This window comes from Janthinobacterium sp. AD80 (assembly GCF_002878455.1).
Taxonomy (GTDB): domain Bacteria; phylum Pseudomonadota; class Gammaproteobacteria; order Burkholderiales; family Burkholderiaceae_D; genus Janthinobacterium.
Genome location: NZ_NRDQ01000024.1, coordinates 11,988 through 29,428, shown reverse-complemented (window position 1 = coordinate 29,428; position 17,441 = coordinate 11,988). Strand labels below are relative to the sequence as shown.

The window sequence follows — 17,441 nt, the reverse complement described above, 5'->3', positions numbered from 1 at the left end:
GGGCGGCCAGCTCGCGCTGCCATTGCGCGGGCCGCGCGCCGGCCACGCCGCCCAGGTGGATGGCGGCGTTGCTGAGCATGCCCAGCACGTCGACCGGCGCCGTCGCCAGCAGTGGCGCCAACTGCGGCGCAAGCTCGCGCCATACGCTGTTCAACAAGGGATTTTTCGCGGCCGGTCCGGCCAGGCCATGGCCCACCAGTTCCAGGGCCATGTCATACGCGGCCAGGGTGACGCCGCCCACCCGCTCGGGCGCGGCGGCGGCCACGGCCAGCACCAGCGGATCGACACCATCGTGCAAAAAGGCGCCAAAGGCGGCCATGTCGAGCGCGGGAAAACGCCGGCGCGCTTCCACGGCGCGGCCGTTGAACTGGGCGCGGCCGCTGGCGAGTATCGATGCGAAGGCAGGAGAAATCATCGTTCTTCCTCAGTCGCTGTGCGAAAAGTGCAGCAGATAGCGTTCACTCCCGGATTCGAACGCGATCTCGTCCCAGTGGATCGCATACCAGAAGCCGGATGGCGGCGTCATCGTCACGGCGTGCAGGGAAAATCCACCGAGCGCCTCGTCAAGCGATTCCAGGAAGGCGGCCACCAGCTGCGCCCGAAAACGCCCGGGCGGCGCCGCCTGCATGTGCCGCGACGAGAAAAACCAGCGCTGGCATACCTGCTCCAGCTGCGCGCGCCCGCACGGCGCCAGCTTGATATCCCACAACGGCGCAGGCAAGTCGCGCGCGGGCGCGATGACGCGCAAGGCGTAATCTTCCACGCGCATGCCCAGCGCCGTGGCCAAATCGGGCGCATCGGGCAGGCGCCGCAACTCGTAGCTGGCGCACAGGTCACTGGCTTCGCCATTGAGCAGGGACAGCGCTTCCAGGAAGCCTTGACAACGCAGCACGCTCATTGCGAACGCAGCCAGCTGCGGTAGTTGGTATAGCGCTGGTGCAGGTACTTGAGTTTCAACAGGTCGTCGTACAGGGGACCATACAGTTTTCTCCCTTTCGTGCGTTCGCCGATCAGCTTTTCGATGCGGTTCAAACGCGCCAGAGTCTCGCGTTCGCTGACGCCGTCGAGGCCCAGGTCGAATTCGGCCGACAACACGCCGACAGGGTCGTCGCGGTCCAGGTCCAGGCGGTTGAATTCATCGTTCGACAGATCGAACAAACGGCGCAGCCAGCCCAGCCTGTCGCTGCGGTAGGCGGCGTTTTCCGGCAGCGCGAAGAATGGCGCGTCCGGGTCCGGCTGCAGCTTGTTATGCAGGACGAACGGCAGCACCTGGCGCAAGTCGTCCAGCGCCACTTCATCATTGCCGCGGAAATAGGCCATGGCCTTGGCGTAGATCAGGAGCGCCATCAGGGTGCGCACGGAAATGCCGTTCAAGGTCTGGCAGCCAAGGTCCTTCAGGCGGTCGCGCCCATTGTCGGCCGCCTGCGCCTGCCCCCGGTCGGCGCCAGCAAGGCGTGCCGTATCCTTGGTCATGTATTCGAACTGGCCGCCGGCCGTCTCGAACAGCTCGAACTGGCTGGCGAAAAATTCCAGGCGCCGGCGCACGGCGTCGGGCACGGCCACCTGGCGGATCGCTTCGCCGATCTGGTCCACCTCCCCTTCCGTGAAGATGATATCGGGCGGCACCAGCTCTTCGGGGCGCACGTTTTCTTCCACGCGCAGCAGCAATTCGTTCAGGAAGCGCGGGTTGAAGGCCAGCGCCTGCACCGTCACGTCGACCCGGTCGCGCAGCGCCTCGATCACCTGGTAGGTGCCGCCGCCCTGGTCATCGTTGGCCGTCAGATACCAGGCCGCTTCCGGACACTCGTAAATATGGTTCAGCACTTCCGCGTAATTGTCGCCCATCACGGTGAGCAGCGCGCTTTGCGTGCGCGTGGGAATGCGGTTGTATTCATCGACGATTTTCACGCGCATGCCCAGCCAGGCGCGCCAGGCGATGCGGATATCGTCCATGCTTTGCGCGTTGACCAGATCGGCCGGCAGCGGGTTGCCCAGCAGGTCGGCCACCGTCATCTGCGGGTGGCCGTGCTGCATGGCGCGCTTGACTTCCTTGACGGTGGAACCTGCCAGCACGCCCATCAGCAAGGCGCTGGCCGTCTTGCCCCGCCCCGGCCCGCCGACGAACAGGCATTTGCGGCGCGTGGCGAAGGTCAGCAGGGGCAGCAAAATGAAGCTGGAATAGCTTTGCGCCGACGGCAGATTCAGGGTGCGGCGGCTGTCGCCCACGGCATACGTCTGCGACGGGCCATCGTTGTATTCGATGTCGTAATGGGGGCTGATGATGGCGTGGTTGACGATCCAGAAATAGGCCTGGCGCAGCTTTTCATCGAAAGGCCGCGCTTGCGCCTCGCCTTCCGCTCCCAGCGCAATGGGCCCCTGGTACAGGTCGGCCACGTCAAACTGCCGCGCAGCAGGCGCCGCTTTAGGCTTGGTGGGGGCCTGGGACAGGCGCTGGAACAGATTAAAAGACGGCATGGCAATACTCTTCCGTTAAGGAAATGAAATTATTGCACAAGCCGCCTGCAAATACCGGTTCGGATGAAAGCGGATCAGCCGGCCATCGGCGTAGCCAGAAACACCGGCTGCCGCTCGGCCAGCGCCGTCAGCGCGGCCACGGCCGGATAGTCGCCGGCCGCCATCACGTCGGGCACCATCTGCCGAGCAAAACTCCAGGCCACGGCAATGGTGATGCCGGCAATACTCAGGCAGTCCGGCGCCTCTTCGCGCAGTGACGCGTCCAGCTGCCGCCAGGCGCCATGCAACTGCAGCTGGACGCGGTCCAGCCAGGGCTGGTGCTGCTTTTCCTGCGGGCGCAAGCGCCGCTCATAGACGATCTGCACGGCTTTGTCGCAGGCCGCCAAAGCATAGCTGGTCTGGCACAGCGCGCGCAGGCGTGCAGGCCCCGGCTCCGGCCTGATGCGGGGAGCATCTGCTGCCAGTTCTTCCAGATACGCGAGGATCAGGGTCGAGTCCATCAGCACCTGGCCGTCGCCGGTGACCAGGGTCGGCACTTTGACGGCAGGATTGATGGCTTGTACCTGGTCGAAATCGGAAAACACCGACAAGGGCCGGTGTTCATATTCCAGACCCAGCACTTTCATGCCAATGGCGACGCGCCTGACGTAAGGCGAATCGAGCATTCCGATCAATATCATGGTTTTCTCCTCTCCAGCTGATGAATAAACGCGATCACTTGTGCCGCAACGGCCGCTGGCGCATCTTCCATCAGAAAGTGCCCGGCCTCGTCAAACAGGTGCAAGGTGGCGCCGGGAATATCGCGCTGCAGGCGATGAGCATAAGCCACCGGCTGCCACTCGTCCTGCCGGCCCCATAATACCTGTACCGGCAAGGCTAACCGCGGCAGTTTTTCGGCAAAGTCCATCGTATGGCAGGCGTTATAGTGCGCCACCTGATGCTGGTAAAACGAGGGCTGCCCCACCACGCCGCACAGCGGCTCCAGGTAACGGCGCAAAAGCTCGCCCTGCATCCTGTCCTTGTGAAAAACGGCCATGCCCAGCTGGCGCGCCATCGTGGCGCGATGCTCGCTGGCCGGCGTCAAGGCATACCGGGCGAAGTCATCGCGCAGATGCCTCCAGGTGGGCGATGGCCAGGAATCGTAGCTGGGCGCGTCGGCGATGCTCAAGCTGCGCAGCCGCGCCGCGTGGTCGAACGCCAGGCGCAGCGCAATGGCGCCGCCGATATCGTGGCCGAACAAATGCGTGGCCGGCAGTTGCCAGTGATCAAACAAGGCCGCCAGCAAGGTCACCTGCGCCGCTACCGAGGTATCGGCCTGGGCGGGCCGCTCGGATTGCCCAAAGCCCAGCAAGTCATACAGGTGCACCTGGAAACCGGCATCGACGAACAGCGGCACCAGTTCGCGCCAGATAATGCTGTGCGCCGGCGTGCCATGCACCAGCACCAGCGGCGTGCCTGCGCCATGGATGCCGGTGGCGATACGCTGGCCGTGGATCAGGGCGTGGCCATTCAACAGCGGTTCTTGACTCGTCATCAGATGTCCTTTTGTTTGCAGAACCTGCAGGCTAAGGCTAGACTGAACATGACGCCAGCGACATTCTTTTAATCTTCAATCCAACTTTTGTCATAGTCCATGAATTTACGTCTATCCATCGACGCCCTGCGTGTGTTCAGGGCGGTGGCACAAACCGGCAGCATGAGCCAGGCCGCCAGCCTGCTGCATCTGAGCCAGTCGGCCGTCAGCTGGAAAATCAAGCGGCTGGAGCAGCAGCTCGATTGCCAGCTGCTGGCGCGCAGCGGCGGGCTGTTTGGCACGACCGACCAGGGAGCCGTGCTGCTGCGGCATGCGTTCAACATACTCGACGCCCACGATGACGCCGTTGCCCATTTTTCGCCATCGGCGATGCAAGGCCGTCTGCGCATCGGCGTGACGGAGCAGATTTCATTGGCGGACGTGTGCGCGGTGCTGTCGCAGTTCTCGCACCATCACCCCAAGGTGGATGTGCAACTGGTGGTGGAGCAAAGCCAGGTATTGCGCGAACGCTTTGCCGACGGCGTGCTCGATGTGATTTTGCACCAGGATTTTGCCGGCAAGGCGACGCCGGGCGACACGCTGCTATGGACAGAAACGCTGCATTGGTGCGCTGCCACGGCAGAGCAGGCTTTGCCGGGACACGCCGTCAAACTGATCACCTACGGGCCGCACTGCTTTTACCGCCGGCTGGCCGAGGAAAAACTGGGCCAGGCCGGCATGGCGTGGAGCGTGGGCCTGGAATGCCCATCGGTGGCGGGCATGCTGACCGCGGTTGCCGCCGGCCTTGGCATCGCGGTGGTCAATGCACGCAACTTGGGCCAGGGCGTGCACCGGCACGCGGCACTGGAGCGGCGGGCACCGCTGCCCCGCGTCGCCAGCCTGCTGCGGGCCAATGTCAACCTGCCCGACCCCGCGCGTGACGGTTTTTGCCAGCTGCTGCTGGCGGCACTGCAGAAAGCATGATCGATTCCGTCGCCAACGATGCGGGCAGTTATGGCTCCAGCTCTTTCCCTGGCTGCATGCTCAGCCTTGCGGGACAACAGCCGTTTCTTCCCCCTTGCGCCAGCGCCACCAGCCCAGCGCCACGCAGGCCACGAGCAAGGCCAGCAAGCCCGCCACTTCATGGCGGATTTCATACAGGGACGCGCCCATCTGGTTGAGCGCGACAAAGCCCTGGATGCCCGCCGTCGAGGGCAGCAGCCAGCGCAGCCATTGCAGCACGACGGGCATGGACGACACAGGCCATGTCAGGCCGGCCAGGAACAGCACGGGCATCGAGGTGGCGATCATCAGCTGCGTGCCCCGTTCGCGCGTGCGGAACAGCATGCCCAGCAGCATGCCGAACGCCGCTTCGGCCAAGGAGAACAGCACCAGCAGCAAGAGCATGCCGCCAAAGTTGCCGCCACGCGGGTAATCCTGGAACCAGAAGACAAAGCCAAAGAAATAGCAGCAGTTCAAAAACGCCACCGAGGCGAACGCCAGCAGCATGCCAAGATAACCGCCGGCCGTGCGCTGGCCCGCCAGCGGGAAACTTTTACGCTGGTACCAGGTGCCGAACAGCATGGTCATGCCGATCAGCAAAGTCTGCTGCACAATCAGGGTTGCCACGCCGGGCACGACATAGGCGCCATAGCCTTCCTTCACGTTAAACAGGGGCACGGCGTCAAAGGCGATGGGCGCGCGCTGTTCGTTGGCCTGGATGCCGGACGGCGTGCCCGCGCCCAGACGCTTGAGTTCGATGCCGGCCGAGACCGTGCCCACCACTTCGGCCAGGCCATTCAAGGCCACCTTGTTGAGCATCAGATATAAACCGTTGCCCGCCACTTGCGCATGGGCGGCGCGCCCGGCCAGCACGTCCGTCTGCAAGCCGTCGGGAATGATCAGCACGCCCATCACCTTGTCGCGCCACAGCAAATCCTGCGCCACGGGCAAGTCGGGCGTGACGGCGATCACTTCCAGCGACGGGTGGGCCATGGCGAAGCGCGTCATCTGGCGCGACATGGCGCTGCGGTCCTGGTCAACGATGGCCACGGGCACGCGCTGGACGATTTCCGTCGAGTACGGCAAGGGATAGAAAAACGAGTAAATGATGCCGCCGATGAACAGCAAGGTCAGCGCGCCCTTGTCCGTCAGCATGGCGCGCCAGGTGGCGAGAAAGGCGGACCAGCTCATGTGCGCCCCCAGGCGGCCGGGACATTCGCGCGGCGCGCCAGCAGCAACAGGCCCACGGCGCCGCAGCCGAGCGCAAAGCCGGCCAGGATCAGCATTTCCTGCACGCCATAACGCCACGGCGCGCCGGCCAGCCAGTATTTGGTTTGCAACTGCAGATAATGCGTGAGCGGCAACGCTTCCGCCCAGGCCCGCGCCAGCGGCGGCATGGCTATCAAGGGAAAGGCCTGGCCCGCAAAGGCGAACGCCGGTGCCGTAATGAAGGCCGCGCCGGACAGGGCCAGGCGCATGGACAGGGTCGCGGCGATCAGCAAGGTGCCCAGGCCGCAATACGCGAGCACCAGCAGCAGCATGCTCAATAGTAAGGCCGGCAGGCTGCCCGCCACGGCCCAGCCCCGCGCCAGGCTGAAGAACAGCAGATACAGCAGTGCCAGCACAACATAGGCGATGAGGGGAAACAGCAGCTTGGCGCCCACGGCGCGCAGCCAGCTGCCCTGGGCCGTAGCCAGCCATTGCGGCACGGTACCGTCGCGCAACTCGCGGCCGATGCTCGTGACGATGGCGACAACAATGAAAATCTGCAGCATGGACGGGATCAGCGCCAGGGTCAGGAACGCTTCATAACTGATGTTTTCGTTGTATAAACTGTTCAAGGTGGTGCGGATCGGCTCGAACTGGGCCGCCGCCTGCAGGGGGGCCATGCCTTTCTTGACACGGGCTGTCATCTCGATGCCGGCCGACAAGGTCGTGCTGACCGTGCGCACGTCGCGCAGCAAGGCGCCCGCATGCGAGGAAAACTGCGCGTTGTACAGCCATTGCACCGTGGCTTGGCGTCCGCCCAGCAATTTCCTTTCAAAGTCACCGGGGATCACCAGGTAGCCGAAGGCCGTGCGTTCGCGCAACTGATGCAAGGCATCGTCGCTGGACGCTACTTTGGCAGCGACCTGGACACCGGGCGAAGCGTCGAGCCAGCGCGTGAGCTGGCGCGACAAGGTGGAATTATCGTTGTCGATGACGACGATGGGCAAGTCGCGCGCGATGCCGGCGGAAAATACCAGCCACAGGATGGCGCACAGCAGCACGGGTATCCAGCTGAGCATGCCCAGATCCCAGAAGTCGCCGCGCAGGCGCGCCCACTCGCGTGCCAGCCACCCCACCCTGCCCCGAACCCTGCCCTTTATCCGCGTCGTTCATCGGCGATCAGAGCGGCGGAAACACGACCGACATGCCCGGGCGCAAGCCATCGACCTTGATGGCGGGACGCAAGCGGATTTCAAACGTGCGCAAGTCCGTGCCGCCCGGACGCGCCGCGCGCCAGGTGGCAAAGTCGGGCAGCACGGCCACGGAACTGACCTTGAAGCTCAGCTGCTGTTTCAGTGCGGGCACGTTGGCCGTATGCGTGCTGCCCATGCTGAACGCCGCCATTTCATCTTCGCGCACTTGCAGCACGGCCCAGGCGTCATCGAGGTTCACCAGGGTAATCACGGGGAAACCTTGCGGCGCCAGTTCGCCAGGCTGGATCTGGATCTTGCTGACCTGGCCTGCCACGGGCGCGGCGATCTTCGTTTCGGCCAGGGCGATTTCCGCTTCGGTCAGCACGGCGCCCACCTGGCGCGCCTGGGCGGCGGCGGCCGTCTTGTCTTCCGGACGCGCACCTTTTTGCGCCATGTCATACTGCGCGCGGGCCGCTTGCGCCAGCTGCTCGGCGGCGCGCCACTGCGCTTGCGCCTCGTCGCGTTTCTGCTGGGCGATCACGCCTTGCTCGTACATATTGTTGACGCGGGTGTACGTCGTTTTGGCGATGGCCGCGCCCGTTTGCGCCCGCTCCCAGTTGGCTTTGGCGGCTGCGACTTCCTCCGGACGCGCGCCCGCTTCCGCCTTCTTCGCCACGGCATCGGCTGCCTGCGTGGCGGCAGTGGCCTGGGCGATCTTTGCCTGCACTTCCGGGCTGGTCAGCTGGAACAGCAATTGTCCCTTCGCCACGTTCTGCCCCAGCTTGACGTACAGCTCGCCCACCCGGCCCGGCACTTTCGACGAGACGTTGACTTCCTGCGCATCCATCTGTCCCTGCAATGGCAGGCGCTGCGGCTGGAAAGCCTGGTACAAGCCCCAGCCGACGAAGGCCAGGACAATGACGGCGCCGGCGAGCAGCAATGGTTTTTTGGATGTGGTCATATTATTCTCATTGAGTCGTGTCGAGTGGTAACTGGATATCGGCCGAGGCGGCCAGGCTGCCCAGGCGTTGCGTCTCGCCCGCCGCTTCCAGCAATTGCGCCAGTCCCATCACATAGTTGTAGGCCGTCTGCGCGCGCTGGGTCTCGATCTTGGCCAGGTTCAGGCGCGCATCGACCACTTCCAGCGACGTCACCTGCCCTTGCTGGAAGGCCACCGTTTGCAAGCGGATATTTTCGCGCGCCAGTTCCACCGACGAGGCCGTGGAAAGGTACTGGATGCGCGCGTTTTCCAGCGCGCGCCAGTTCTTTTCGATCAGGGTGGGAATGTCGCGCTCGGCCTGGCGCGCCACCACTTCCACCCGTTCCTGGTCCAGCTTGGCGGCGGCGATCATCTTGCCCGTGTTGATGCGGTGCACCAGCGGCACGGCCACGACCAGGCCGATGGCCCAGTTCGAGCGCACGAGCTTTTCGCTGCCGCGGTTCAGGTTGTAGTTACCGACGGCAAACACGGTGGGCGTGTATTCCTTGCCGTGCAGCTTCAAGGCCTGGTCGGCCTGCACGCGCTTGCTGTCGATCTTTTTCCAGTTCGCGTTTTCACGCATGCCCGTGCTGATGAACGATTGCAAGGTGCCGACCGGCAAGCTGTTGACGAACAGCGGCGTGCTGGGACGCACTTGCCCATTCGCGGCCAGCAGGCGGTCGAGCGCCACCTGGGCGATTTCCTCGTCGCTGCGCGCCTGCGCCTCGTCACTGCGGGCGCCGTCCAAGGCCACGTCGGCGCGCAGGCGCTCGGCGCGTGAAATCAGGCCGCCCTTTTCCAGTTTGGCGGCGTCGCGCTGGTGCTGCGTTACCCCAGCCGTCACTTCGGCGCGTACGGCCACCACTCTTTTGGCCAGCAGCAGCTGGAAGTAACGCTGCGCCACCAGGGTGGCCAGTTGCTCTTCCGCCTCGATGCGCTCCGCCTGCGCGGCCAGGGTCAGGCTGGAGGCCAGCCCCTTGACGGCATCCAGGCGCCCCCCCGTGTAGATGGGCCACATGCCCAGCAAGCCGAACGAGGTCAGGTCCGTGACCACTTCACGGCTGAGGGAATTGGGAATCTGTGGCTTGGGCAAGCCGGGAATCGATGGCAGCACGGATTCGATGCCGCCCACCACGCCGGCCAGGCCGCTCGTATCGATATTCAAATCCGTCGACAGCCGGCCGCGAAACGCCGTCAAGTCCACAGAGGGACCGTCGATATTCGACAAGGCTTCCGCCTTTAATGTCTTGGCGCGCACGTCGAGCGCGGCGCCCTGCACGGCACCCGAAGCGGAGGCGGCTTGCTGCAGCGCGTCGTTAAAGCTCAGGGGCGCGCCGGCCGGCGACTGGGCCAGGGCGGGAAATGCCATGCCCAGCGCGGCCGCCAGTACTACTAATTTTGCTTGCAATCTGCCCATGTAGCGTCCAGTCAATGAATGAGGGGAAAGCACGGGATTGCCATGTTTATACTTTCACAATAGCAATTATAGGCAAGGAAGTCCATTCCAGCCTGCACCGGAGGATTGTGTGGCTTCCACGCAAAAACGGGCGCCTCTTGCGGAGCGCCCGTGACGGTCATTTAAGCAGGTACCCGCTTATTTTTTGCCCTTCTTGCCCGCCTTGCCTGCCTTTTCCTTCTCGAACACGGCGAAGAACTCGGACGCCATGCCACGGATGGCGCGGCCGATATTCGCGTAGTCGTATTCGTTCAGGTTGGCCAGCGAGACGCGGCCCGACGGGTGCGAAGTGCCGAAGCCGCGGCCCGGCAGCAGGATCACGCCCGTTTCCTCGGCCAGGCGGAACAGCGCTTCGTTCGGTTTCAGCTTTTTCAGCAGCCATTGCGAGAATTCCTCGCCATGCATTTGCGCAGCCAGCGATTCCATGTCCAGCAAATGGTAGTAGCGCACGGAGTTGGCGTCGTGCACCATCGGCAAGCCCAGTTCGCGGTACAGCGCCTGCTTGCGACGCAGCACGATATGCTTCATCGCCTGCTTGTACTTTTGCTCCTCGTCCATCAGCGAGAATAGCGAGAACAGGGTCATCTGCGCCTGCACGGGCGTGGACAGGCCGGCCGTGTGGTTCAGCGCCACCGTGCGGCTGTCGGCCACCAGGCGGTCGATGAATTTCAGCTTGCGCGGCTCGGTGGTAATCGAGTGGTAGCGCGCGTCGAGCTGCTTCTTGACGGTTTCCGGCAGCTTGGCGATCTTTTCGTCCAGGATATTGTTTTCATGCGTGGCCACCACGCCCATGCGCCAGCCCGTCGCGCCGAAATATTTCGAGAACGAATACACGAGGATGGTGTTGTACGGGCAAATGGCGAACAGCGAGACGAAATTGTCGGCGAAGGTACCGTACACGTCATCCGTCAAAATGATCAGGTCCGGGCGCTTCTTGATGATCTTGGCAATGTATTCCAGGGTCTCGTCGTCGATCTTCACGGACGGCGGATTGCTCGGGTTGACGAGGAAGAAGGCTTTTACTTTCGGGTCGAGCAGCTTGTCCAGTTCCTTCTTGGTGAACTGCCAGTTGTTCGACTGCGGCGCATCGATGTGCACGGTATTGAGCTTGTAGTCGTTCAGCTGGGGAATTTCGATGTAGGGCGTGAAGATCGGCATGCCCAGGGCGATGGTGTCGCCCTCCTGGATGATGTGGTTCGATTTCAGGCTGGCGAACAGATAGGTCATGGCCGCCGTGCCCCCCTCGACCGCGTACATGTCGAAGTTGCCGACGAACGGGTGTTCGCCGATCATTTCACGGTGGATATATTGGCCGACAATTTTCTCGGACAGGCGCAGCATGCGGTCCGGCACAGGATAGTTGCAGGCCAGGATGGCTTCGCACATCTCGTAGATGAAGTCGCCAGCGCTCAGGCCCAGCTGGTCGCGTACATACGACACGGCCGCTTCGATGAAATGCACGCCCGGCGTGCCCTCATGCTTGCGGACAAAAATTTCAAAGCGCGCTTCGATGCCGTCGCGCGTGGGGAAGCCGCCCACGCCTTCCATGTACACGTAGGAACGTTCCGCTTCCGTCATGGCGAACTGGCCGAACTGGAAGAAGCCATGGCGGGGCGTGGTCGCCAGGAAATTGGGATTGCCGCGGCCCGCGTTCAGCATCAGGCGGTTGCTCTGCTTGGCTGTCTGGATCAGCGCATCCTTGAGTTCGAATGGGCTCAACAGGGCGAGTTTATCTGGGTTACTGAAATCCATTTCTGCTACTCCTTATCAACGTACAGTGAGAAAGCCCCGACCAGGCGGCTCGGGTAGTGCAAACACTTGCTGGCTATACAAAGGCCACGACGAGCGGGCCAAGCAAGGTCAGGAAGACGTTGGCCAGTGCATACGTAATGGCAAATGGCACGGTGGGGATGGAGTTCTGCGCCGCGTTCAGCACTTCGCCAAACGCGGGATTGGCGCTGCGCGAGCCGGACAAAGCGCCCGCAAACACGGCGACGTTGTCATAGCGCAAGACATAGCGGCCGATCAGCATGGTCAAAATCATCGGCAAAATCGTCACGACAACACCGACGCCAAACAGGGTCAGGCCATGCTGGCGCACGGTTTCCACCGCTTGCAGGCCGGAAGTCAGGCCGACGACGGCGACGAAGCCGGCCAGGCCCAGATCCTTGAGGATCTGCACGGCGCCGCTGGGCATGTAGCCAAAGGTCTGGCGCTTGGCGCGGAACCAGCCGAACACCAGGCCCGACAGCAGCACGCCGCCGCCGCTGCCCAGGGTCAGCGGAATCGAGCCGATGCGCGCCACCAGCAAGCCCACCAGCAGGCCGACGACCAGGCCGGCGCCCATGTAGACGAAGTCCGTCTTGGCGCTCGGCACGATCATGTAACCCACTTCGGCCGCCACGCGCTTGACGTCCTGCTCGGCGCCATAGATGGTCACCACGTCGCCCGTCTGCACCACGGTTTCCGATTGCATGGGCAGGATCTTGCCCATGCGGCTCAGCTGCACGACAAAGATGCCGTGACGCACGCCCGGCGCCGTGGCGTTGCGGATCTCGCCCACCGTCTTGTTGTGATAAGTCTTGTTGGTCAACACCATGTCGCGGCGCTGCATCACCAGTTCCATGCCTTCGACGGCATGCAATTCCTTGCCCAGCTGGGAAGATACGCTGAGCATGGCTTCGCGGCGGCCCACCAGCAGCACGATGTCGTCGGCCGCCAGCACCAGGTCGGGGCTGACGTCGATGATCTGGCTGTTGCGCTTCACGCGCTCGATGGTAATGGCCGTGTTCGGATTGGCGCTTTCGATCTCCGCCACGGAACGCCCGGCGCCCGGACCCACTTCATAGATGCGGCCGATGAGGTCAGGCGCGGCTGGCGTCTGGCCAGGTCCCAGCACTTGCACGCCCGCCTGCAGCGCCGTTTCCGCCTTGATCGCGTCTTCGCGGATGGTGCGGCCCATCAGCTTGGGCAAGATGTTGACGCAGACAATGATGGCGCCAAACGAGCCGAACACATAGGTGACGGCATAGCCGACGGCCACGTTGCCCTGCAAGCGCGCCACTTCGTCCGCCGCCAGCCCCAGCTTGGCGATGGCGTCGCCCGCCGTGCCGATGATGGCCGACTGCGTCAAGCCGCCCGCCGCCACGCCGGCCGCCAGGCCCTTGTCGAGGTCGAAAATCTTGGCCATGATGACCACCGTCAACAGCGCCGTCACGGCCAGCACCACGGCCAGGATGATTTCGCGCACCGACTGGCGGCCCAGGGAATTGAAGAACTGCGGTCCGCTTTCATAGCCGACCGCGTAAATGAACAGTGCGAACAGCACCGATTTGACACCGGGATCGATGGCAACGCCCACCTGGCTGACGAGCACCGCCACCAGGAGTGAACCGGCGACGCCGCCCAGCTGGAACGAGCCGAACTTGATCTTGCCGATGTAATAGCCCACTGCCAGGGAGAGGAACAAGGCAATTTCAGGCGACTTCTTGAATAACTCGTGCAACCATTCCATGCTGACCGCCTTTCGTTTTGAAGGAATTCTTTACCGCTACTGCTTGCCTGGCCGGCACCCGCTTCAGGCGCAACCGTCAGGCGTGTACGGACCCGGCCAGGGCCACGATGAGCGGCCCCAGCAGGGGCAGCACGACGTTCGAGATGGCATATGTGATGGTGTAGCCCAGCAAGGGCGTGGAATTGCCGGCCGCGTTCTGCACGGCGGACAGGGCCGGCGTGCTGCACTGCTGGCCGGCGATGGCGCCCAGCAGCACGGGCGCTTCCAGCTTCAGGAAAAAGTGCCCCACGCACAGGGAAATCGAGGCGGGAATGGCGGCGATCAGCACGCCCATCAGGGGCAAGGACAAGCCGTACTGGCGGATCAGGTCGATCGCCTGCGGTCCCGACGCCAGGCCCACGCAGGCAATGAAGGTGGCCAGGCCGATGTCTTTCATCATGTCCAGCGCGCTGGAGTGGATGCCCGGCATGCCAGGTTTTCTCGCCTGATACCAGCCGAACACCAGGCCCGTCAGCAAGGCGCCGCCGCCCGTGCCCAGCGAAAAGGGAATGCCGCCCAGCTTGGCACTGAAGCCGCCGATATACACGCCCAGCACGATGCCGATGCTGGCGTAGACGATATTGCTGCGGTCGCCCGTGGGCACGCGCTTGCCGATGGCGGCCAGCGCCGTATTCAGTTCGCGCCCTTCCGTCGTGCCGTACAGGCGCAGCACGTCGTCGCGCTGCATGGCCAGGTCCGGCAGCGGCGGCATGCTGTGCTCGCCACGGATGACGGCCGCCACATGCACGCCGGCGGGCAAGGCCAGCTGGCGCAAGGGCTGGCCCACCAGCGCGGCTTGCTGCAGCACCACTTCGACGGCGGAGACGGCCATGTTCAAGCCAGTCGTGTCGGCAAATTCCTCGCCGAGGATGGACTCGGCCGCCACCAGCGCGGGACGGTGGCCGATCACCAGCACCTCATCGTTGGCGCGCAGGCGCAGGTCGGGCTCCAGAGGCAGCACCTTGCCGTGCCGGCGCACGCGGGTGATGCTGGCGCGGCCCGCGAAGATATGCTGCAGGGAATCGAGGCGGCGGCCCGCGCCACGGCTGATGCGATAGGCGCGCCCGACCATTTCCGGCGTTGCCTGCAAGTCGTCGGCACCGGCCTGCGCGCCACCCATTCCCGCCCACAGCTTGTCCGCTTCCTCGCGCAAATTGACGCGCAGCAGCAGCGGGAAGATCTGGCTGGTGAGGATGACGATGGTGATCAGGCCAAAGATATACGTGATCGAATACGCGGTGACGACGTTGGCCTGCAATTCGGCGATGCGTTCCAGCGGCAGGGCCAGCTTGGAAATGGCATCAGTGGCCGTGCCGACGACGGCCGATTCCGTGGCCGCGCCCGCCATCATGCCGGCCGCCGTGCCCTGGTCCAGTCCCATGATGCGCGTGGCCAGCAAGACCAGCGCCAGCACCACCACCACTTCGATCAGGCACAGTATGCCCATGCGCAAGCCCTTGGCATTCAGGTTGGCGAAGAACTGCGGCCCGCCCGCATAGCCGAGGGCAAAGATGAAGAGCATGAAGAACACATTCTTCACGCTGGCGTCGAGACTGATGCCCACTTGCCCGATCAGCAGTGCGGCGATCAGGGTGCCGCATACGCCGCCCAGCTGGATCGGGCCGAAGCGGATCTGCCCCACCGCATAGCCCAGCGCCAGCGCCAGAAACAAGGCCAGTTCCGGCACCTGGTGCAATACCGACGCAATCGAATCGAGCATGGACAGACCTTCGAAAAGATGACGGATGGTTACTGAAACAGGACGTTCGCGGGCTGGCGGCAGCGTGCCGGCGGAACGGGCGTATGGCATCCCGCGCAAGGCCTGTCAAGGAGGCTCACGCTGGGGAAAAGTTGTTACGTGGAATCATATTCGGCGATAAATATATACCTGTCAACAGGTGTTCTGTTGAACTCATCTTGATATTCATCAAACATGCTGCGCACGATTGAGTGAGCTATTTGACATTGCTCAACAATACTATTAGTAATTTTTTGGGTCGTACCACAAGCCCTTGCGCGCCACGGGCGTTTCCTCTGGCAAGTCCTGGTTGGACAAGTCCAGCACATGGCGCCGGGACAAGTGCAGCTGCTGCGCCAGGCTGCCGAAATGGCGCTGGAACAGCTGCCTGAAACTGCCGTCGGCGAGCATTTTTTCCAGCCCCGCTGCGATGTGGCGGGCCAGTGCGGGCCGGTGCCGGCCGACAAAAAAGTACAGGGCGGCCGGGTAGCGGATGACCAGGTGGGGATCGAGCGCGAGCGGCAGTCGCGCATGGCTGGCCAGCTCGCTTTGCGCCTCGATCACGGAGCGGGGAAAGTAATCGATGCGCCCGGCGGCCAGTTGCTGGAACAGGCCTTCGTAGGTGCTCGAGGTATCGACGCGCAAGCCATTCGCCTGCAGGATGGCCGTGTCGGGCCAGTCGCGCATCTGCCCCGCTGTCAGCGGCGCCAGGTCAGCCACCTTGCGCGCCTGGCGCAGCAGTTGCGGCTGGCGTGCATGCAGCAGCGCCAGGCGCCAGCCGATCAGGCCCCGGTCGATCGGTATGCGCACGGGCAGCAGCTGCAGTTCGCGCGCGCGGCTGGTGGCGGCCCAGACAATGTCCACCGTGCCCGTGCCCGTGTCCCTGGCAATTTCATGGATGGCGCGCGCCTGCACCATGCGCAGCGTGGAACTGCGCAGCGCATAGTCCTGGCCAGAACGCGCCAAGGCCAGTTGCAGCACGGCCGTGACATATGCCTGCTGCGGGTCGTCGAATGCCTGGTGGCGCGGATAGCGCAGCAGCCGGGGCGGCTTGGCAGCGGTGGCAGCCGCGCCCTGCGCGCAATGCAGCGGCCACAGACAGGCGAGCGTCAGCAGGGAACGGCGCTGCATCACTCTCCTTCCGGCATTTATTATCAGAAAGACAGTATCGCCCAGCAGCGCACGCTTGTCGACTGGAATATGGAAACTATGTATAAAACGATAGCAATAACGGCAGTCCTGCGCTGCAGCAGAATTAATCCAGATCAATAAAAGCACAAATACAAAAAAAATTGTGCGTGCTGCGCTGGACGGCATGCACGCGCCTCGCCTACGCTGTTTTTTTATCTGAAAAACAAGAGGAACACATGCAAACAGCACGCTTGAATATCATCGGCATGGATCACGAAGGCTGCGCCGACCGGCTGACGGGCGCCCTCGAAGCGGTCAACGGCGTGGAAACCGTCTGCGTTTCGCTGGCGCGCCATGGCGCCACGGTGCAGTTCGACGAACGCCTGGCCACGCAGGAACGCCTGCTGGCCGCCGTCAATGACGCCGGCTTCATGGGCGAAGCGACGGATGAGGAACAGCTGTCCGCGTGCAGCGGCGCCTGCGGCCACTGCCGCCACTAGGCTGTCATCAGCTGTCACCAAGCCGCCCTAAGCTGACCCTCAGCGGCCTCCCGCAAGCCAATACGCTCCCTGGCAGCACCTGCCGCCTTTCCGTCTTTTTCTGCCTTTGCCTGCTAGCCGCCGCGCGCGCCGCGGTCGCGCAAGTGGGCCAGCACGCGGCGCGGTCCCAGCGCATGCAGGTCGAACGGCGGCAGCTCGATGGCGTCGAGCGTGTTCTTGAACAGCAGGCCCAGTTCCGTGTCGCCTTCCAGGCTCAGGCGCCGGCTGAAGAACAGGGTGTCCGGGTCTTCCTGGCGCCGCGCCAGCAGCATCAGATCATGCACGCTGGCGGCAATGCACAGCTCCGGCACGTCCACATAACGCTCGGCCACGAAGACCGTGCCCTGCCACTCGAAATCGAAGGCGATGCCCGCGTCGAGCAGGCGCAAGCGCAGGCTGCGCCCTTCCAGGCTGCGCCGCACGTCGTCGGGCAGCTGCGGCGCCAGCAGCCGGTTCAATCCCTGCACGAACAGCCAGGACGCGGGATACGGCGGCAGCTTGGACAGCAGATCGGCCAGCGGTTCGGGCAGGCGGTACGACGGCCCCGCCTTGCTCGATCCGTGGGTGGCGGAAACCGGCACCGGGACCGGCAGTCTTTCCAGTTGGTCTTGCATAGTCATCCTTTCGATACGCTCAATGGGCGGTGTGCTGTT

The 17,441-nt window shown here is 63.7% G+C and carries 15 protein-coding genes and 1 pseudogene; 2 read left to right on the top strand and 14 right to left on the bottom strand.

All coding sequences use genetic code 11. The features are described from left to right. From JaAD80_RS06345 to JaAD80_RS06325, 5 genes and pseudogenes are all read right to left on the bottom strand, one after another. Positions 1–415, bottom strand: a pseudogene (locus tag JaAD80_RS06345) (hypothetical protein); the annotation flags it as partial. Between the two features lie 9 nt (positions 416–424). Beyond that, entirely contained in the window at positions 425–898 is a 474-nt protein-coding gene (locus JaAD80_RS06340; RefSeq protein ID WP_102293402.1) for a hypothetical protein, read from the bottom strand. Next, on the bottom strand, positions 895–2,475 hold the full coding sequence (locus JaAD80_RS06335; protein ID WP_102293401.1) for a MoxR family ATPase: 1,581 nt from the start codon (positions 2,473–2,475) through the stop codon (positions 895–897). Before JaAD80_RS06335 ends, JaAD80_RS06340 begins: the two co-directional genes overlap by 4 nt. A gap of 74 nt (positions 2,476–2,549) precedes the next feature. Beyond that, positions 2,550–3,155 (bottom strand): glutathione S-transferase, encoded by a 606-nt coding sequence (locus JaAD80_RS06330; RefSeq protein ID WP_102293400.1) that lies wholly within the window; start codon positions 3,153–3,155, stop codon positions 2,550–2,552. Further along, the gene (locus JaAD80_RS06325) at positions 3,152–4,009 is read right to left on the bottom strand and encodes an alpha/beta fold hydrolase (protein ID WP_102293399.1); all 858 of its coding nucleotides are present in this window, start codon (positions 4,007–4,009) and stop codon (positions 3,152–3,154) included. Before JaAD80_RS06325 ends, JaAD80_RS06330 begins: the two co-directional genes overlap by 4 nt. 99 nt (positions 4,010–4,108) lie before the next feature. On the opposite strand from JaAD80_RS06325, the gene JaAD80_RS06320 reads away from it, so the two are divergent. Beyond that, complete coding sequence (locus JaAD80_RS06320) at positions 4,109–4,972, top strand: LysR family transcriptional regulator (RefSeq protein WP_102293398.1); 864 nt, start codon at positions 4,109–4,111, stop codon at positions 4,970–4,972. A 60-nt stretch (positions 4,973–5,032) separates the two neighbouring features. Here JaAD80_RS06320 and JaAD80_RS06315 read toward each other — a convergent pair whose 3' ends face one another. The 8 genes from JaAD80_RS06315 to JaAD80_RS06280 all read right to left on the bottom strand — a co-directional run bounded on the left by JaAD80_RS06315 (position 5,033) and on the right by JaAD80_RS06280 (position 16,249). Continuing rightward, on the bottom strand, positions 5,033–6,181 hold the full coding sequence (locus tag JaAD80_RS06315) for an ABC transporter permease (RefSeq protein WP_102293397.1): 1,149 nt from the start codon (positions 6,179–6,181) through the stop codon (positions 5,033–5,035). Beyond that, a complete protein-coding gene (locus JaAD80_RS06310; RefSeq protein WP_258002831.1) occupies positions 6,178–7,335 on the bottom strand; it encodes an ABC transporter permease in 1,158 nt (385 codons plus the stop codon). Before JaAD80_RS06310 ends, JaAD80_RS06315 begins: the two co-directional genes overlap by 4 nt. A gap of 43 nt (positions 7,336–7,378) precedes the next feature. Continuing rightward, on the bottom strand, positions 7,379–8,353 hold the full coding sequence (locus JaAD80_RS06305) for an HlyD family secretion protein (protein WP_102293396.1): 975 nt from the start codon (positions 8,351–8,353) through the stop codon (positions 7,379–7,381). Between the two features lie 7 nt (positions 8,354–8,360). Next, the gene (locus JaAD80_RS06300) at positions 8,361–9,788 is read right to left on the bottom strand and encodes a TolC family protein (protein WP_102293395.1); all 1,428 of its coding nucleotides are present in this window, start codon (positions 9,786–9,788) and stop codon (positions 8,361–8,363) included. 177 nt (positions 9,789–9,965) lie between these two features. Beyond that, complete coding sequence (locus JaAD80_RS06295) at positions 9,966–11,579, bottom strand: bifunctional aspartate transaminase/aspartate 4-decarboxylase (protein ID WP_102293394.1); 1,614 nt, start codon at positions 11,577–11,579, stop codon at positions 9,966–9,968. Positions 11,580–11,652: 73 nt separating this feature from the next. Next, on the bottom strand, positions 11,653–13,341 hold the full coding sequence (gene aspT / locus JaAD80_RS06290) for an aspartate-alanine antiporter (protein ID WP_102293393.1): 1,689 nt from the start codon (positions 13,339–13,341) through the stop codon (positions 11,653–11,655). A gap of 76 nt (positions 13,342–13,417) precedes the next feature. After that, positions 13,418–15,100, bottom strand: coding sequence for an aspartate-alanine antiporter (aspT, locus tag JaAD80_RS06285; RefSeq protein ID WP_102293392.1), 1,683 nt, complete (start codon positions 15,098–15,100; stop codon positions 13,418–13,420). A gap of 261 nt (positions 15,101–15,361) precedes the next feature. Continuing rightward, positions 15,362–16,249 carry an ABC transporter substrate-binding protein gene (locus JaAD80_RS06280; RefSeq protein ID WP_180979326.1) on the bottom strand — a complete coding sequence of 296 codons (888 nt, stop codon included), beginning with the start codon at positions 16,247–16,249 and terminating at the stop codon, positions 15,362–15,364. Positions 16,250–16,485: 236 nt separating this feature from the next. On the opposite strand from JaAD80_RS06280, the gene JaAD80_RS06275 reads away from it, so the two are divergent. Beyond that, complete coding sequence (locus JaAD80_RS06275) at positions 16,486–16,749, top strand: heavy-metal-associated domain-containing protein (protein WP_146012274.1); 264 nt, start codon at positions 16,486–16,488, stop codon at positions 16,747–16,749. Positions 16,750–16,862: 113 nt separating this feature from the next. Here the strand turns inward: JaAD80_RS06275 and JaAD80_RS06270 are convergent, their stop codons facing one another. After that, entirely contained in the window at positions 16,863–17,402 is a 540-nt protein-coding gene (locus JaAD80_RS06270; RefSeq protein WP_102293389.1) for an SCP2 domain-containing protein, read from the bottom strand. Positions 17,403–17,441: the final 39 nt, after the last annotated feature.

Bases quoted from the DNA above. Each gene is read 5' to 3' on its own strand.
- JaAD80_RS06340 (WP_102293402.1), bottom strand. From the start codon at position 898: ATGAGCGTGCTGCGTTGTCAAGGCTTCCTGGAAGCGCTGTCCCTGCTC.
- JaAD80_RS06335 (WP_102293401.1), bottom strand. From the start codon at position 2,475: ATGCCGTCTTTTAATCTGTTCCAGCGCCTGTCCCAGGCCCCCACCAAG.
- JaAD80_RS06330 (WP_102293400.1), bottom strand. From the start codon at position 3,155: ATGATATTGATCGGAATGCTCGATTCGCCTTACGTCAGGCGCGTCGCC.
- JaAD80_RS06325 (WP_102293399.1), bottom strand. From the start codon at position 4,009: ATGACGAGTCAAGAACCGCTGTTGAATGGCCACGCCCTGATCCACGGC.
- JaAD80_RS06320 (WP_102293398.1), top strand. From the start codon at position 4,109: ATGAATTTACGTCTATCCATCGACGCCCTGCGTGTGTTCAGGGCGGTG.
- JaAD80_RS06315 (WP_102293397.1), bottom strand. From the start codon at position 6,181: ATGAGCTGGTCCGCCTTTCTCGCCACCTGGCGCGCCATGCTGACGGAC.
- JaAD80_RS06305 (WP_102293396.1), bottom strand. From the start codon at position 8,353: ATGACCACATCCAAAAAACCATTGCTGCTCGCCGGCGCCGTCATTGTC.
- JaAD80_RS06300 (WP_102293395.1), bottom strand. From the start codon at position 9,788: ATGGGCAGATTGCAAGCAAAATTAGTAGTACTGGCGGCCGCGCTGGGC.
- JaAD80_RS06295 (WP_102293394.1), bottom strand. From the start codon at position 11,579: ATGGATTTCAGTAACCCAGATAAACTCGCCCTGTTGAGCCCATTCGAA.
- aspT (WP_102293393.1), bottom strand. From the start codon at position 13,341: ATGGAATGGTTGCACGAGTTATTCAAGAAGTCGCCTGAAATTGCCTTG.
- aspT (WP_102293392.1), bottom strand. From the start codon at position 15,100: ATGCTCGATTCGATTGCGTCGGTATTGCACCAGGTGCCGGAACTGGCC.
- JaAD80_RS06280 (WP_180979326.1), bottom strand. From the start codon at position 16,249: ATGCAGCGCCGTTCCCTGCTGACGCTCGCCTGTCTGTGGCCGCTGCAT.
- JaAD80_RS06275 (WP_146012274.1), top strand. From the start codon at position 16,486: ATGCAAACAGCACGCTTGAATATCATCGGCATGGATCACGAAGGCTGC.
- JaAD80_RS06270 (WP_102293389.1), bottom strand. From the start codon at position 17,402: ATGCAAGACCAACTGGAAAGACTGCCGGTCCCGGTGCCGGTTTCCGCC.